Origin of the sequence: Methylorubrum zatmanii (assembly GCF_014845115.1) — a bacterium.
Classification (GTDB): Bacteria; Pseudomonadota; Alphaproteobacteria; order Rhizobiales; family Beijerinckiaceae; genus Methylobacterium; species Methylobacterium zatmanii.
This window is the reverse complement of the sequence record NZ_NKUI01000104.1, coordinates 1-14,932: the sequence shown is the minus strand read 5'-3', so window position 1 is coordinate 14,932 and position 14,932 is coordinate 1. Positions and strand designations below refer to the sequence as shown.

Annotated in this window: 20 protein-coding genes and 1 tRNA gene; 16 read left to right on the top strand and 5 right to left on the bottom strand. The window is 68.0% G+C overall.

Features of this window, described 5'->3' with window-relative positions:
* Positions 1-21: 21 nt before the first annotated feature.
* Together MZTS_RS13750 and MZTS_RS13745 are read left to right on the top strand one after the other, a co-directional pair.
* Positions 22-405: an SUF system Fe-S cluster assembly protein gene (locus MZTS_RS13750; protein ID WP_009865277.1), complete on the top strand. Its 384-nt coding sequence runs from the start codon at positions 22-24 to the stop codon at positions 403-405.
* A 172-nt stretch (positions 406-577) separates the two neighbouring features.
* Entirely contained in the window at positions 578-958 is a 381-nt protein-coding gene (locus MZTS_RS13745) for a HesB/IscA family protein (protein WP_192284274.1), read from the top strand.
* Positions 959-1,030: 72 nt separating this feature from the next.
* Here the strand turns inward: MZTS_RS13745 and MZTS_RS13740 are convergent, their stop codons facing one another.
* The 3 genes from MZTS_RS13740 to MZTS_RS13730 all read right to left on the bottom strand — a co-directional run bounded on the left by MZTS_RS13740 (position 1,031) and on the right by MZTS_RS13730 (position 4,320).
* Positions 1,031-2,104, bottom strand: a complete 1,074-nt coding sequence (locus MZTS_RS13740; RefSeq protein ID WP_192284273.1) for a GGDEF domain-containing protein — start codon at positions 2,102-2,104, stop codon at positions 1,031-1,033.
* A gap of 198 nt (positions 2,105-2,302) precedes the next feature.
* Positions 2,303-3,784, bottom strand: coding sequence for a DEAD/DEAH box helicase (locus tag MZTS_RS13735; RefSeq protein ID WP_192284272.1), 1,482 nt, complete (start codon positions 3,782-3,784; stop codon positions 2,303-2,305).
* A 293-nt stretch (positions 3,785-4,077) separates the two neighbouring features.
* Entirely contained in the window at positions 4,078-4,320 is a 243-nt protein-coding gene (locus MZTS_RS13730) for a hypothetical protein (protein ID WP_192284271.1), read from the bottom strand.
* 351 nt (positions 4,321-4,671) lie between these two features.
* On the opposite strand from MZTS_RS13730, the gene MZTS_RS13725 reads away from it, so the two are divergent.
* From MZTS_RS13725 to MZTS_RS13695, 7 genes are all read left to right on the top strand, one after another.
* A complete protein-coding gene (locus MZTS_RS13725; protein WP_192284270.1) occupies positions 4,672-5,568 on the top strand; it encodes an outer membrane protein in 897 nt (298 codons plus the stop codon).
* Between the two features lie 637 nt (positions 5,569-6,205).
* Positions 6,206-6,610 carry a hypothetical protein gene (locus MZTS_RS13720; RefSeq protein WP_009864173.1) on the top strand — a complete coding sequence of 135 codons (405 nt, stop codon included), beginning with the start codon at positions 6,206-6,208 and terminating at the stop codon, positions 6,608-6,610.
* Between the two features lie 260 nt (positions 6,611-6,870).
* A complete protein-coding gene (locus MZTS_RS13715; protein ID WP_009864174.1) occupies positions 6,871-7,143 on the top strand; it encodes a hypothetical protein in 273 nt (90 codons plus the stop codon).
* A 62-nt stretch (positions 7,144-7,205) separates the two neighbouring features.
* On the top strand, positions 7,206-7,613 hold the full coding sequence (locus tag MZTS_RS13710; RefSeq protein WP_192284269.1) for a DUF2934 domain-containing protein: 408 nt from the start codon (positions 7,206-7,208) through the stop codon (positions 7,611-7,613).
* 158 nt (positions 7,614-7,771) lie between these two features.
* On the top strand, positions 7,772-8,065 hold the full coding sequence (locus tag MZTS_RS13705) for a hypothetical protein (RefSeq protein WP_192284268.1): 294 nt from the start codon (positions 7,772-7,774) through the stop codon (positions 8,063-8,065).
* Between the two features lie 11 nt (positions 8,066-8,076).
* Positions 8,077-8,748 (top strand): HAD family hydrolase, encoded by a 672-nt coding sequence (locus MZTS_RS13700; protein ID WP_192284267.1) that lies wholly within the window; start codon positions 8,077-8,079, stop codon positions 8,746-8,748.
* A gap of 147 nt (positions 8,749-8,895) precedes the next feature.
* Positions 8,896-9,093, top strand: coding sequence for a hypothetical protein (locus MZTS_RS13695; RefSeq protein ID WP_009862464.1), 198 nt, complete (start codon positions 8,896-8,898; stop codon positions 9,091-9,093).
* Between the two features lie 114 nt (positions 9,094-9,207).
* Here MZTS_RS13695 and MZTS_RS13690 read toward each other — a convergent pair whose 3' ends face one another.
* On the bottom strand, positions 9,208-9,891 hold the full coding sequence (locus tag MZTS_RS13690) for an ABC transporter ATP-binding protein (protein ID WP_192284266.1): 684 nt from the start codon (positions 9,889-9,891) through the stop codon (positions 9,208-9,210).
* A gap of 192 nt (positions 9,892-10,083) precedes the next feature.
* Here MZTS_RS13690 and MZTS_RS13685 point away from each other — a divergent pair, with 192 nt between their 5' ends.
* From MZTS_RS13685 to rplA, 7 genes are all read left to right on the top strand, one after another.
* A complete protein-coding gene (locus MZTS_RS13685; protein ID WP_192284265.1) occupies positions 10,084-10,725 on the top strand; it encodes an arylesterase in 642 nt (213 codons plus the stop codon).
* A gap of 5 nt (positions 10,726-10,730) precedes the next feature.
* Positions 10,731-11,306, top strand: coding sequence for an RNA 2',3'-cyclic phosphodiesterase (gene thpR / locus MZTS_RS13680; RefSeq protein WP_192284264.1), 576 nt, complete (start codon positions 10,731-10,733; stop codon positions 11,304-11,306).
* Positions 11,307-11,448: 142 nt separating this feature from the next.
* Positions 11,449-11,525, top strand: a tRNA-Trp gene (locus MZTS_RS13675).
* A 227-nt stretch (positions 11,526-11,752) separates the two neighbouring features.
* Positions 11,753-12,055: a preprotein translocase subunit SecE gene (secE, locus tag MZTS_RS13670; protein WP_192284263.1), complete on the top strand. Its 303-nt coding sequence runs from the start codon at positions 11,753-11,755 to the stop codon at positions 12,053-12,055.
* Positions 12,056-12,102: 47 nt separating this feature from the next.
* Positions 12,103-12,636 carry a transcription termination/antitermination protein NusG gene (gene nusG / locus MZTS_RS13665; protein ID WP_192284262.1) on the top strand — a complete coding sequence of 178 codons (534 nt, stop codon included), beginning with the start codon at positions 12,103-12,105 and terminating at the stop codon, positions 12,634-12,636.
* 228 nt (positions 12,637-12,864) lie between these two features.
* A complete protein-coding gene (gene rplK, locus MZTS_RS13660) occupies positions 12,865-13,314 on the top strand; it encodes a 50S ribosomal protein L11 (protein WP_003597508.1) in 450 nt (149 codons plus the stop codon).
* Positions 13,315-13,325: 11 nt separating this feature from the next.
* Positions 13,326-14,024, top strand: a complete 699-nt coding sequence (gene rplA, locus MZTS_RS13655; protein WP_012456183.1) for a 50S ribosomal protein L1 — start codon at positions 13,326-13,328, stop codon at positions 14,022-14,024.
* A 148-nt stretch (positions 14,025-14,172) separates the two neighbouring features.
* Here rplA and MZTS_RS13650 read toward each other — a convergent pair whose 3' ends face one another.
* Entirely contained in the window at positions 14,173-14,571 is a 399-nt protein-coding gene (locus MZTS_RS13650; protein WP_192284261.1) for a hypothetical protein, read from the bottom strand.
* Between the last annotated feature and the right edge of the window lie 361 nt (positions 14,572-14,932).

The window sequence follows — 14,932 nt, the reverse complement described above, 5'->3', positions numbered from 1 at the left end:
GCGGCCGGAAGGAGAGATCCGATGAGCACCGACGCCACCATCACCGGCGGCACCAACGCCCCCGCCCTCGCGGCGGCCTCGGCGATTCCGGCCGAAGAGATCGACCGGCTCACCGACGAGATCGTCACCGCGCTGAAGAGCGTCTACGATCCCGAGATTCCCGCCGACATCTACGAACTCGGCCTGATCTACCGGGTGCAGATCGAGGACGACCGGCGGGTGCTGATCGACATGACCCTGACCGCCCCGGGCTGCCCCGTGGCCGGCGAGATGCCGGGCTGGGTCGAGAACGCGGTCTCGGCGGTGCCGGGGGTGCAGTCCTGCCAAGTGACGATGGTGTTCGACCCGCCGTGGGATCAGAGCCGGATGTCCGACGAGGCCCGCATCGCGCTGGACATGTGGTAGCCGGTCAGGCGAGCGCCGAGAACGGAGAGCGCGATCCCCGCATCGAGCGCTTCTCCGTCTCACCATTGCCAAGTCTCACGGTGGACCGCCGCCTGGGGAGTGCTTATCTCTTCGGGTGTTCAAACCCCTCACCCGCCCGGGCCTTGAACCCGGCCGCAGGAGAGCGACCACGATGTCAGGTTTCAAGGTGATCACGCTGACCGACCGCGCGGCGGAGCGGATCAAGGCGATCATGGCCGATGCCGACCGCCCGATCGCGGGTCTGCGCGTCGGCGTCCGTAACGGTGGCTGCGCCGGCATGTCCTACACGATGGAATATGCCGAGGCGCGCAATCCCGGCGAGGACGTGATCGAGGACCGGGGCGTGACCGTGTTCATCGATCCCAAGGCGGTGCTGTTCCTGCTCGGCACCGAGATGGATTTCCAGACGACCAAGCTGTCGTCCCAGTTCGTGTTCAACAACCCGAACCAGACCTCGGCCTGCGGCTGCGGCGAATCCGTCGCGATCACGCCCGTGAGCCCGGATCGCCTAGCGGCCGGCGCCCCGGCCTGACCGCCGGCCGGCGCGGCTCTCGCGCTCCGGCGGCCTGTTGGAGGCGTGCCGTGAGGCCGGAATCTGCCGGCCTCAGGCTACGTCGCGCATCGCCATGACCTCGGTCTCGTCCAGGGTGCGGTCACGGCCGGCGCGCTTGGCGGCAAACAGGCAGGCATCCGCACGCTCCAGGAGGGAGACGGCGTTGTCGTCTCCGTGCTGCGTGGCGATGCCGAGCGAGACGGTGACCTTGCCGAGCGATTCCCCGGTCGAGCGCTTCACCAACTCGCGGCTGGTCACGCTGGTGCGCACCCGTTCGGCGACGGCCCGGGCCTCTTCCAGATCCGTCTCCGGCAGGACGATACCGAATTCCTCGCCGCCGAAGCGGGCAAGCGTCGCGCCGGCCTGCACGACATGCTCGCGCATGACGATGGCGACGAGGCGCAAAACCTGATCCCCGGTCAGGTGCCCGTAGAGGTCGTTGAAGCGCTTGAAATAGTCGATGTCGAGCACGATCAGGCTCGTCGGCTTCCCCGTGCCGCCGGGCGCGGGCGGGACGTTGACGGTGCGGTGAAGCGCTTCCTCGAAGCTCTTGCGGTTGCCCAGTCCGGTCAGGGCATCGGTCAGGCTTTCGAGGCGGGCGGCTTCGAGGGTTTCGCGCAGCTGTTCGATCTCGCTGCGGCTCTCGCGCATGCGCGCCTCGAGGGTGCGGTTGTTGGCCGTCACGTCGCGGGTATTGGCGATGATCGTCGTGACGATCTCGCGCAGGCGCGTCCGGCTGGTGGCCGTGTTGGCGATGTCGTGGGAGAAGGCCTGGAGCGACTCGCCGTATTGCGCCGTGGAGCGGATCGAGACCTCGATGATCTCCATGATGCCCTCGACCTCGGCGATCAGGCTGGAATTCATCCGGTCGACTTCGGCCGCGATCCGGCGGCCGTCGATATAGGCATCGTGCAGCTGATCGATGTCGGCACTCGTCAGCACGCCGTTCTGCGTGGTGAGACGCTTGATCGCGTCGTTCATCAGCGGCTGCGTGCCGGCGACGTAGAGATACCACACGGCGTAGGCCCGCGGGTTCGCGCAGGTGCAGTAGTCGCGCATCAGCTCGAAGCTGCGCTGCGCCAGGACGAGACTGCGTTCGCGGTCGAGATCGGGGCCCTGTCTCATCCGGTCACGTGATCTCCTCCGGACAGGGCAAGGCGCCCTGTGGATATCCGGTAGCCGGAGTGTCGCTGCAGAACCTCGCCAAGACGTTAAGCGGCCGTCAGAAAGAGGCACCGGCCCGGCCGAAGCCCGCTCGGCCCGGTTGCGTCTGTCCGTTCATGCCGCCGCGCGAGACGGCGGCTGGCGGATCGGCGGGGCGGGTTACTTGCTCTTCCGGATTCCCGTCGGCTTCAGCAGGAAGGCCGGCACATGGGAGCCGAGGCCGACCGGCGTCTCGTCCTCCTCGTCGCGGCGCGGCGGACGCCGTTCGCTCCGGGACCGCTCGGGCGCGCTCCGGGAGGCCTCGCGGACGGGCGAGACCGGCTCGGCCTCGCGCCGGACATCGTCGGTGCGGCCGCGCTCGGGGGCCGGACGGCGGGGGCCGCGGGAGCGGGTCTCGCTCGGCCGCTCGGCCGTCTTCTGGACGGCCTTGTCGCTGCCCTTCTCGGTTTCCTTGACCCGGCGGCCGCCGCGGCGACGGCGCGGCTCGTCGCCCTCCACATCGGTGGGCAGTGTCGAAAGATCGCCTTCGAGCCACGCGATCGGCCGCCCGATCAGGCTCTCGATCGCCGCGAGCGAGCGTTCGTCGGCCCGGCTCGCCAGGGTGAAGGCATGGCCGGCGCGGCCGGCGCGGCCGGTGCGGCCGATCCGGTGGACGTAGTCCTCCGGATGATGCGGCACGTCGAAATTGAAGACATGGCTCACGGCCGGGATGTCGAGGCCGCGGGCGGCCACATCGGACGCCACCAGAAGCGGCGTCTCTCCGCTGCGGAAACCGTCGAGGGCGGCCATGCGGGCGCGCTGATCCATGTCGCCGTGCAGGGCCGCCGCGTTGAAGCCGTGGCTGGTCAGCGAGCGCTGGAGCTGGGCGACGTCGCGCTTGCGGTTGCAGAAGATGATGCCGTTCTGCAGCTCGTTCGCCGAGCGGATGAGGTGGCGCAGCACCTTGCGCTTCTCGTGCCCCTCGGCGCCGGTGGCCACGAGGCGCTGCTCGATCGTCGTCGCGGTGGAGGAGGGGCGGGCGACCTCGACCCGCTGCGGGTTGTGCAGGAACATGTCCGCCAGCCGCTCGATCTCCGGCGGCATGGTGGCGGAGAAGAACAGTGTCTGGCGCGTGAACGGCACCATCTTCACGATGCGCTCGATATCGGGGATGAAGCCCATGTCGAGCATCCGGTCAGCCTCGTCGATGACGAGGAGCTCGACGCCGGTGAGCAGCAGCTTGCCGCGCTCGAAATGGTCGAGCAGCCGTCCGGGCGTGGCGATCAGCACGTCGGTGCCGCGGGTGAGCTTGGCATCCTGGTCGGCGAAGGAGACGCCGCCGATGATCAGCGCCACGTTGAGCTTGTGGTTGGTGCCGTAGCGCTCGAAATTCTCCTCGACCTGCGCCGCGAGTTCGCGGGTCGGTTCCAGGATCAGCGTGCGCGGCATGCGGGCCCGGGCACGGCCGGTTTCCAGCATGGTCAGCATCGGCAGGGTGAAGGCGGCGGTCTTGCCGGTCCCGGTCTGGGCGATGCCGAGTACGTCGCGCCGGGCGAGCACGTGCGGGATCGCCTGGGCCTGGATCGGCGTCGGCTCGGTGTAGCCGGCCGTGGTGACGGCCTGGAGAACCTTGTCGCTCAGTCCAAGATCGGCGAAAGACATCGTGTGCGGGAAACCATTGCGCGCGTGGGGTGGGCCGATCAGGGCTCTAAGGCTCGCGCCGGCGGCGGATCGCGGGAGCCGTGCGCGGTACGCCGTCACGCGTCCGACCGCGCGCGACACTTAGAGCCTTGTGCCTGCTTGTCAATCGACTGTGCCCGCGCGAGCCACGCGCAGAGAGGGCGGGCACGGTTGCATTTCCGGCATTCTCGCTCGGCGGTCTGGCGAGATCCGCAAGGCTGTTTTCGCCGGATGGGGGCCGCCGGATCCGGTGCGCGCCCGGCCCGCACGTTCGATCATTCCCGCATGCCCCCGCGAAGCACGCAGGGATCGAGCCGCGTCGCCCCGGCATGGAGGCCGATCGAGCCGGTCACCTCGGGATCGCCCGGCCCGCGCGCCGCTTGCCGGGGCAGCGGCTTGTCCGGCGGCTTGGCGACGTGGTGGGCCAGCGCCGTCGCGGCGAGGCCGAGGATCAGCGTCACCTTGATCGACCAGGAGAGGGGGCCGCGTGCTGTCTGCGGGCCGGAATCCAACGACACGGGAGGCGCCCTCCATCCGGCCGGCGGGTTCGAAACCGAGCCGTCGACCGAAGGCAGGATGAGCGGACCAGGTTAAGGCATTCTCTTGTCCGGCACTTAACGGAGTATTTACTGTGTTCCTGGCATGATTCGCGTCAGGATTTGACTGTTGCAAGCTTTCGACAGGTTCCCCGCTCGATGTGTGCAGAAGCACATCGAGCGGTTGCTGGCCTTCAGGGCTAGTCAGGCTTCACGTTTCGTTGACGGATTCGGGTGCATTTGTCCGTCCATCGCAGGACAGCGATGAACACCGGGCCTGTCCCCCGGCCATTCCAACCCAGCACCGGCTCCCGCCATACAGGGTACGAACCGATGAAAAGCCTGCTTCTCGCTTCGAGCGCGCTTGTTGCCGCCACTGTGGCCGCTTCGGCCGCCGACCTTCCGCGCCGCGCTGCCCCGCCGCCGGTGTTCCAGCCGGTGCCGGTCTTCACCTGGACGGGCTTCTACGCCGGTATCAATGCCGGTTACGGCTTCAACACCCGTGACAACAACAGCCCGACCGTGATCGGCGTCCCCGCCTCGGCCGGCGTGTTCGCCTCCTCGGCCCCCGCCCTGACCAGCGGCGTCATCGCCTTCAGCAACCGCAACAGCAACGAAGGCTTCGTCGGCGGCGGTCAGATCGGCTACAACTACCAGTTCACGCCGGGCTCGGGCTTCGTGATCGGTGTCGAGGCCGACGCCCAGTACGCCGATTTCGGCCGTAACCGGAACCGTTACGCCTTCGCCACCACCACCGGCACCGGCGGCATCATCCCGGGCACCCTGGTCTACAACCCGAGCGGCCTGTCGGGCCTCGACTACTTCGGCACCGTCCGCGGCCGCCTCGGCTACGCCTTCGACCGCACCCTCGTCTACGGCACCGGCGGCTTCGCCTACGGTTCGGGCGGCGGCCGGGAGTTCGGCACCGGCGTGTCCTCCAACGACTTCCAGACCGGCTGGGCCGCCGGCGGTGGTATCGAGTACGCTCTGCCGACCGATTCCTTCCTGAACTTCTTCCGCTCGTCCGCCGTGACGCTGAAGGTGGAAGGTCTGTACGTGAACCTCGATCGCGGTTCCGGCCTGCGCGGCGCCTTCGCCACCAATGCCACCGGCGCCACCATCACCACCAGCACCCCGGGTGTGGTGGTCGTCTCCGGCGCCCCCCGCCGCAACGACACCGAGTTCGCCGTCGTCCGCGCCGGCCTGAACTACAAGTTCGGCTCGTACTAAGATCGGCGCCAGCCGGCGGTCCGTCCCGGACCGCCGGATTGCCTCGGAAAAGCCCGGCCCCGCGCCGGGCTTTTTCGCGTCGGCGCCTCGCCTCGGGCGGAAGCATGCGGTTAAGGTCTCGTTTACCATCCCGGCCGATCCTGCGCGGCTAGGGACAGCCGCGATGCGGGCCCCGGCGCCCGCAACCGCCACGGTGAGATCGGCCTCCGCATGATATCCGGCGCATGACATCGGGCCTCCCGACATCCGGTTCGATCCGGGGCGCGGCGGGCGTGCGGCCGGCGGTCACGGCCCGCGCCGGCTTGGCCGTGCTGCTCGGGGCCGGGCTGTGCCTGCCCGCCGCCGTTCGGGCCGAGGAGCCGCTCTACCTGCGCATCCGCTCCCATCCCGCGGCCCGGCTCGACGGTGCCGCCGGGCCCGGCCCGGCGGCCGGACCGGATGCCGAGGGGCCGCCACGCGAGACCGTGTGGGAGCGCAGCGACCGGCGGGCCCGGATCGCCATCGCGTCGGTCTGCACCGGGTGCCTCCCTGCCCCCTCTTCCCCGCGTGCCTCCAAGCCCGCATCCGTGGCAGAAGCCCCGGCCTCCGATCCCCGTTCTTCCCTTCTTCCACCCTCTCTTCCGACAGAAGGTGTCCCATGACCCAGGCCCACCCGACCACCGGCGCGACCGTCGATCCGGAATGCCCGGTGTCCCTCGAACTGCTCGGCGAGGTCTACCGCGCCGACGAGTACGATCTGCCCTACATCCTCGAGACGATTCCGGCGCTGACCCGCGCCAAGCTCGCGGCCTATCTTTACGGCAAGAGCCACATGCACCAGCTCGGCCTGAAGGTGGCCCGTGCCTGCGAGCGCGAGGACCTGATCCGGGCGGTGGGTGAGATCGGGTCTGTGATCCACGGCCAGTCCCGGCTCAAACCGACGGAGGCGCCGCCGGAGCCCGATACGCCCGCAGCGCGGGGCAGGGGAGCTCAGTCGGCCCCGCCGAAGAAGGTCAAGATCAGCCTGGGCGGCTCCGCCGCCAAGGGGCGCAGCTTCGACTGAGACGGCCTCCGCTTGATCGGAGCGGGTTGCGTCTCGGCAAGCCCGCGCGGCGTTTGCGCGAAGCCCAAATCCGCCATCCCGAAGGGATCGACCGGATTGGGGATGAGCCACGGTTGGGCCTTGGGCACGGTTGAGCCTTGGGTAAGACCCGGGGCCGTCCCCAAATGGGGTGGCCCTTGATCTTTGTTTTGCGGTGCAGCATCGATCCGGGGCCGGCGGATCGACCGGGACGACCGCCGGAATGTGAAAGGGCAGGCTCGATGTTCGCATCGTGGTGGAAGCTCGGGCTCGACACGACGCTGCTCGCCTTCGAGGCGCAGTCCGTGATCGCCCTGCGCATGGCCAAGCTCGCGGCCGGCGGCAGCGCCGCCCAGATCGAAGCGCAGCGCATGGTCAGCGAGAAGGTGTTCGCGGCGGGGGAGGCGGCGATGCAGCTCGCCACCGGCGCGTCCCACGGCGCCGTCGTGGACGGCTATCGCCGCAAGGTCCGAGCGAACCACCGCCGTCTCACCCGCGGCACAAAACGCGCTTAACCGCTCCTTAACCATGGGCTTCCATCGTTCGGGCTCGCGTCGGACGACCTCAGGAGAGCTTCATGGTGCTGTGCGAGACGAGGGTGCGCGAGCGCGCCTATTACATCTGGGAAGGCGAGGGGCGGATCTTCGGCAGGGCCGAGGCGCATTGGCTGCAGGCCGAGGCCGAGCTGCGGCAGGCCGCTGCCCCGGTGACGGCGGAAGTCGCTGCGCCGGCTGCGGTCGCCAAGGTCGCGAAACCCCGCGACTCCCGCGCCAAGGTCGCCGACACGGCCCCGGCCTCTTTGCCGGCGGGGGTTGCCAAGGCCGTAAAGGCTCCCGCGAAGGTGGCGGCCAAGGTCGCCACCAAGATCGCCGCGAAAGCGGCCGAGACGCCCGCCGCCAAGGCCGTGAAGGCCGCACCGAAGGCCAAGCCGGCGGCGAGCCGCGCGAAGTCCCGCGCCGGGGCCGAAGCCGCCGTCCTCCACTGACCCGCTTAGAATGTCGCCGGGAGAGCCCGCCGCCCGCAGAGGGCGGCGGGCTTCGCTGTTTTCAGGAACCCGTGCCGGGATGGGGAACGCGGGGCGGGCTCGGCCGTTGCCCCTCGCATCGACCGGGGCATGGCGATGGCAGGCGGGGAGGCATGGTGATGCGCGGACGGGTCGGATCGAGCCTCGTGGGTGCCCTGTTCGTTGCCGCGGCCGTGATGGCTGGCAATGCCGTGGCCGGACCGTGGCGTGGGGGCGAGGCGGCGTTCGCCGGGCCTGCCGTCCCTGCGGTCAGCGGCCGGGCTCCGTGGAACGCGCCCTGGGAATACGATTCGGGCAGCGGCAACGACCGGCGCCCCGAACTGCCCTATTACCAGCAGGGTCGCGGCCAGCAGACCGGCGGGCCGGCCCGCAATCTCCTGCCGGATGACGGACTCCAGCTCTTCCCGCGCTGAAGACCGGCTGGATGAGCGCCCGCATCAAGGCCGTCGTGTTCGATATCGACGGCACGCTTCTCGACAGCGTCGATCTGCATGCCCGGGCCTGGGTCGAGGCCTTCGCGCATTTCGGGATCCAGGCCGGGGAGGCGGAGGTGCGCCGCCAGATCGGCAAGGGCGGAGACCAGCTTCTGCCGGTCTTCGTGGACGAGGCGCGACTCGCTCAGGAGGGGGAGAGGATCGAAGCCTACCGCTCGGATTTGTTCAAGCGCCGATATCTGGCGCAGGCCAAGCCCTTCCCCGGCGTCAAATCCCTGCTCAGGCATGTGCGTGGTGCAGGCCAGACCGTCGCCCTCGCCTCTTCGGGCAAGGCCTCCGAGGTGGAAAATTACCAGAGAATCCTCGGTATCACCGATCTCGTCGATGTGGTGACGACCTCGGACGACGCCGACCGCTCCAAGCCCCATCCCGACATCTTCGAAGCGGTGCTGAGCAAGCTGCCCGGCCTTCCAAAAGAGGCGGTGATGGTCGTGGGCGACACGCCCTACGATGCGCAAGCCGCTGCGAAAGCAGGGCTTTCCACCATCGGTGTGCTGTGCGGAGGCTTCCCTGAGGCGGAGCTCTCGGCAGCCGGCTGCGTGGCGATCTACCGGGATCCGCAGGATCTGCTCGACGGCTACGCGCGCTCGCCCCTGGCCTGAGGGCATCAGGATCAAAAAATCGTGAGGTGCCGGGGCCGTCCCTGAACGGACGAGTAACTGCGAGCCGGCAAACCTATGGCGTCGTGATTTGGAAGCGTTTAAGAGCGCGCCCCGCGGGTGGGACGAGCCCCCTTTCGGATGCGATCGATGCAGAACACGGCCCAGACGTTCGTAACGACCTCCAAATCCCTTCAGCAGCAGGTCGCCGAGGCCGTCGAGGATCGGGCGCTGCCGATCAGCCGGCTGCTGCGTCTGATGTGGGCGCTCGATGCCGACCGGAGCGCGGCCAACCAGAACCTGCGGGCCAAGCTCCGCGCCCGGATCGGCGCGCCGCTGAGCGCCTGATCCTTTGGCGCACGCTTGAGATCGTGCGCGAAGAATCCGAGGCAAGTTCAGAAAATCGTTCGTCTTTCGGGGCAAGGCGCCGCCCCGGAAGATCGCCTGGTCTGGCCGCGATCCTCAGGCCGTGGCAGGAACCTCGATCCGGCCCGCGCGCAGGCGCACCGTGCGGTCGCAGAGCCGCGCCAGACCGGGATCGTGGGTCACCAGCACGAGCGTCGCGCCACGGTCGCGCTTGAGGCCGAACAGCAACTCCACGATCTGCCGCCCCGTCGCCTCGTCGAGGTTTCCGGTCGGCTCGTCGGCGACCAGGATCGCCGGATCGGGCGCGATCGCCCGGGCGATGGCCACGCGCTGCTGCTCGCCGCCGGAGAGCTGCGCCGGGTAATGCCGCAGCCGGTGCCCGAGACCGACCGCCTCCAGTTCCGCCGCCGCGCGCCCATGCGGATCGGGCGCGCCCGCGAGTTCGAGCGGCAGGGCCACGTTCTCCAGCGCGGTCATGGTCGGCACGAGGTGGAAGGCCTGGAACACGATGCCGATGTTCCGGCCGCGAAAGCGGGCGAGCCCGTCCTCGTCGAGGCGCCCGAGATCGGTGTCGGCGATGACGACCCGGCCGGTATCGGGCCGTTCCAGCCCGGCCATCACCGTCAGCAGGGTGGACTTGCCCGAGCCCGAGGGGCCGACGAGCCCCACCGCCTCGCCCCGCTCGACATCGAGCGAGATGCCGCGCAGGACATGCACCCGCGCTGCGCCGCGGCCGAGACTCAGCTCGATCTGCGACAGGGAGACGGCCTTGTTCGACATCAGGCACCGACCGATCTTGGTGGGGACACGGGCAGGTTCGAGCGGGAGGAAACGGCTTTGCACCACGGGAACGCGGCGGAGGCCGGATCCGGCCGGGAGAGGATGCCCCGGCTTGTGTCACGCTTGGAGGCCCGGCGCGAGGCGCGCGTCGGGGATGTGGGGTCGGCCCGTCCCCGGCGCAGGGCCGCGCTGATGCTCCTCTTCGCCGCAGTCACGCTCGCGGGGCTCGCGAGCCTCGCCCCCGGCATCGCCCGCGCCGAGGAGGCTCCCCTGAAGCTCGTGGCGCTCGGCGACAGCCTCACCGCGGGCTATCGCCTGCCGGCCGACGCCGCCTTTCCCGCGGTGCTGGAAAAGGCGCTCAAGGCGCGGGGGCACAAGGTCGAGATCGCCAATGCCGGCGTCTCCGGCGATACCAGCACCGGCGGGCTCGACCGGCTCGATTGGTCGGTCCCCGACGGAACCGATGGGGTGATTCTCGAACTCGGCGCCAACGACATGCTGCGGGGCACCGATCCGGCGGTGACCCGCAAGGCCCTGGAGACGATCATCGTGCGCCTGAAGGAGCGCGGCATTCCGGTGCTGCTCGCCGGCATGCTGGCCGCGCCCAATCTCGGCACCGAGTACCGCGCCCGCTTCGACGCGATCTATCCCGACCTCGCCAGGGCGCACGACCTCGTGCTCTACCCGTTCTTCCTCGACGGCGTGGCGGGCCAGCGGACCAACACCCTGGACGACGGGCTTCACCCCACCGCCAAGGGGATCGAGCGGGTGGTCGAGGGCATCCTGCCGAGCGTCGAGACCTTCCTGACCCGGCTGGAGCGGAAGAAGGGGTAGGGGCCATGCCGCGCCTGTTCACCGGGCTCGAAATCCCGGCGGAGATCGCCGAGAGGCTGTCCTTCTTCCGCGGCGGTCTGCCGGGGGCGCGCTGGATCGAGCCGAGCGACTACCATGTCACCCTGCGCTTTCTCGGCGAGGTCGACGACGTCCTCGCCGCCGATCTCGACGCCGGCCTGGCGGAGGCACGCCCGCGCCCGCCCCTCACCGTGACCCTCGACGGGCTCGCGGCCTTCGGCGGCGACAAGCCGCGGGCCCTCTACGCCTCGGTGGTGGCCACGCCCGAATTGATCGCGGTGCAGGAGGAGCACGAGCGCATCGCCCGCCGGGCCGGTGCCGAGCCGGAGCGGCGCAAGTTCACGCCCCATGTCACCCTGGCCCGCCTCAACCGCGAAGCGACGCCGGAGGCAGTGGCGCACCTCCTCGCGCAGGCGGGCGTGTTTCCCCGCCTCAGCTTCACGGCGCGGCGGGCCGCCCTCTACTCGGCCCGCACCTCGCGGGGCGGTGGCCCCTATCTCGTCGAGGCGGCCTATCCCTTCGTGGGTGGGGAATGCGGGACAGGCGAGGACGCGGACGGCTAGGTCCCTGGTTTCAACGCGCTCTCTTTTGCCGAACCGGTGTCCACTTCGGCGGAGAACGCTCCAGGATTCGACATGGCGCGCGTTCCGCCCTTGCTTTGGGCTGCGGGTTGCGGCATGACGCGAGCCGCGCCGCGCGCGCCGTAGGAGTGTAGCTCAACTGGTCAGAGCACCGGTCTCCAAAACCGGGGGTTGGGGGTTCGAGTCCCTCCACTCCTGCCACGGCGTTTGTCACCGCGCATCGCAAGCTTCTCTCAAAACGCAAAGTCTCCTCCGTCGAGGGGCTGCCGATTCGGCGCCAGCCGGTGCGGCATGAGTCCAGTCGACAAGTCGGATCACTTGCGCTAGAGCGGGCGAATTCCGAGATCCTCAGATGCTGTCGGTGTGGGACGAATGGCCCCGCACCGCGATCGGCGGTTCCCGGAGCCCTGTCCGGTTTCAGTTGCGCCATGGCATCCAACGAAGCGACCAAGAAAGCCGATGCGGCGCGCGGCCCCAATCGCAGCGCCTCCCCCACGGCGCCGCAGCGGGCGACCCCGCCCGCGCGTCCCGCGCCCAAGCGGGTCGGGCCGGTGGAGTTCCTGGGCGAGGTGCGCGACGAGGCCCGCAAGGTCACGTGGCCGACCCGCAAGGAGACCACCGTCACCACCATGATGGTGTTCGTCATGGTGGTGGTCGCGAGCCTGTTCTTCGTCGCCGTCGATCAGGTGCTGCGCTTCGCCGTCGGCCTGATCCTGGGGATCGGCGCCTGATTCATTGCTGGCGTTTCGCGAGAGACGCCGAGGAGTTGAGAAGACCCGTGTCGAAGCGCTGGTACATCGTCCACGCCTACTCGAACTTCGAGAACAAGGTCGCCCAGTCCATCAAGGATCAGGCGGCCCAGCGCGGGCTGACCGACCTGTTCGACGAGGTCATGGTCCCGACCGAGAAGGTCACCGAGGTGCGCCGCGGCCGCAAGGTCGACGCCGAGCGGAAGTTCTTTCCCGGCTACGTGCTGGTGAAGTGCGACCTGACCGACGAGGTCTACCACCTCATCAAGAACACCCCGAAGGTGACCGGCTTCCTCGGCGCCGACAAGGCCAAGCCGGTGCCGATCCCGGATGCCGAGGCCGAGCGCATCAAGGGGCAGGTGCAGGAGGGCGTCGACCGCCCGAAGCACACCCTCTCCTTCGAGATCGGCGAGACGGTCCGCGTCTCCGACGGTCCGTTCGCCTCCTTCAACGGCACCGTCGAGGAAATCGACGAGGCCCGCTCGCGCCTCAAGGTGGCGGTGTCGATCTTCGGCCGCGCCACCCCGGTCGAGCTGGAATACGGGCAGGTCGAGAAGGCCTGACCTTTTTTTGCGTTTTTTGATCAATCAAAATTGATTGATCCTCGGTTCCGGGCCGGCGGCTCCGCCTCGGCTCGGTAGGGTGGCGCCTTTGCAAAAGGCGCCACCGAAACCCGCGGGAGATCCGCCCGGCTTCGCCTCCGGGATCGTTCGGATCGCACCGCGACCTGCAACCGCCCGTCCGTCCGTGCCTCGGCAGCCCGGCGACGCGCATTTCTTGGGAGCAGTCCCATGGCGAAGAAGATCACGGGCTACGTGAAGCTTCAGGTCCCGGCCGGCGCCGCCAACCCGTCGCCGCCGATCGGTCCCGCGCTCGGTCAGCGCGGCCTCAACATCATGGAATTCTGCAAGGCCTTCAACGCGAAGACCGCGCAGATGGAGAAGGGCACCCCGATCCCGGTGATCATCACCGCGTATCAGGATCGCTCCTTCACCTTCGAGATGAAGCAGCCCCCGGTCACCTTCTTCCTGAAGAAGGCGGTCGGCCTGAAGATCGGCAAGAAGCCGGCCTCCGGTTCCAAGACCCCCGGCAAGGGCCCGACCGTCGGCAAGATCACCGAGGCGCAGCTTCGCGAGATCGCCGAGAAGAAGATGCCCGACCTGAACTGCGACTCCGTCGATGCGGCGGTCGCGATGATCCGTGGCTCCGCGCGAGCCATGGGCCTCGAAGTCGTCGCGTAAGGGAGGGCATCATGGCACGCGAAGGAAAGCGCATCCGCGCCGCCCGCGAGGGTCTGGAGCCCACGAAGCTCTACGCCATCGACGAGGCGATCAAGCTGGTGAAGTCGAAGGCTTCGGCCAAGTTCGACGAGACCGTCGAGATCTCGATGAATCTCGGCGTCGATCCGCGTCACGCCGACCAGATGGTCCGCGGCGTCTGCAACCTGCCGAACGGCTCCGGCCGGACGGTCCGCGTGGCGGTGTTCGCCCGTGGCGCCAAGGCGGACGACGCCAAGGCGGCGGGTGCCGACATCGTCGGCGCCGAGGATCTCCTCGAGATCGTCCAGGGCGGCAAGATCGAGTTCGATCGCTGCATCGCGACCCCGGACCTGATGCCGCTGGTCGGCCGTCTCGGTAAGGTGCTCGGCCCGCGCGGCCTGATGCCGAACCCGAAGGTCGGTACCGTGACCATGGACGTGAAGGGCGCCGTCGCCGCCGCCAAGGGCGGTGCGGTGGAGTTCCGCGTCGAGAAGGCCGGCATCATCCATGCCGGCGTCGGCAAGGTGTCCTTCGACGAGCAGAAGCTCGTCGAGAACATCAAGGCCTTCGCCGACGCGGTCGCCAAGGCGAAGCCCGCCGGCGCCAAGGGCACCTACATCCAGCGCATCGCCGTCACCTCGACGATGGGCCCGGGCGTGAAGGTCGAGCCCTCCACGGTGCTGACCGCGTAAGCGTTCGCCCCAACGGACTATTGGGAAGCGCCCGGCCGAAAGGCCGGGCGCTTTTCGTTTGAATGATGGGTTCTGTAATCGGGCCTCTTCTGTCAAGGGCAGCCACGTCATGACATCTGCTGCAAGGCCCACCCCAACCGAAGCGCGGTCATTTCCATACGATTGGCCGAATCAGGGAAACTACCAAAGGACTAGCAAGTAGAAAAATTAAAAATATACGGATAACTTTCAAAACATTGCATAAAGTTCTTGCTTGACTTTTTCCATTATGCGACATCCAAAATATTACAGGTATAGACAATATTCCAGCAATACCGACAAGCGCATTTGCTTCGCCTAATATCATGCCAACGGTTGGGGGAAGCCTGCCAGTACTTGTGCGGACCACATGGGGCAATGAAATATAGTGAATCAAATATAGCGAACATAAGAAAGTGATCACATAAATGCACCATAGAAATATTTCAAGCGCTTTCCTTGGCTTGATTGACATAAGTGCGGAACCGCCGGCAATCAAAATCATAGGAGGAATGAGCACAAATATCATCTGAATTATCCGCACTATGTGTAGATGGTATATTTGAATTTTTATAGGAATATGTGCCTGCGCCATAGCCCAGATTTAGTCATTTCATAGGCCCTCTCCCTTATCAAGCCAAAGTAGTTGACCGGATCTCGCACCCACGGGGCTCTTGGCTCCTGTCCGTGGTCGGCACAAGGACCGCCACATGATCGCGTTCCGATGAGAGGCGAGCCTATGCGACAGCGGACTTGGCCCAGGGGCCAGCACACCCGTCATTCCGGCTTCACCTCTCGCCCGTCCCCGTGAGGACGACCCTTCGAGTCCAGGCGCGCCCGGCCTCGATCCCTGCAAATTGTTGGATGACGACGCGGCTGTCGTGGCTGGC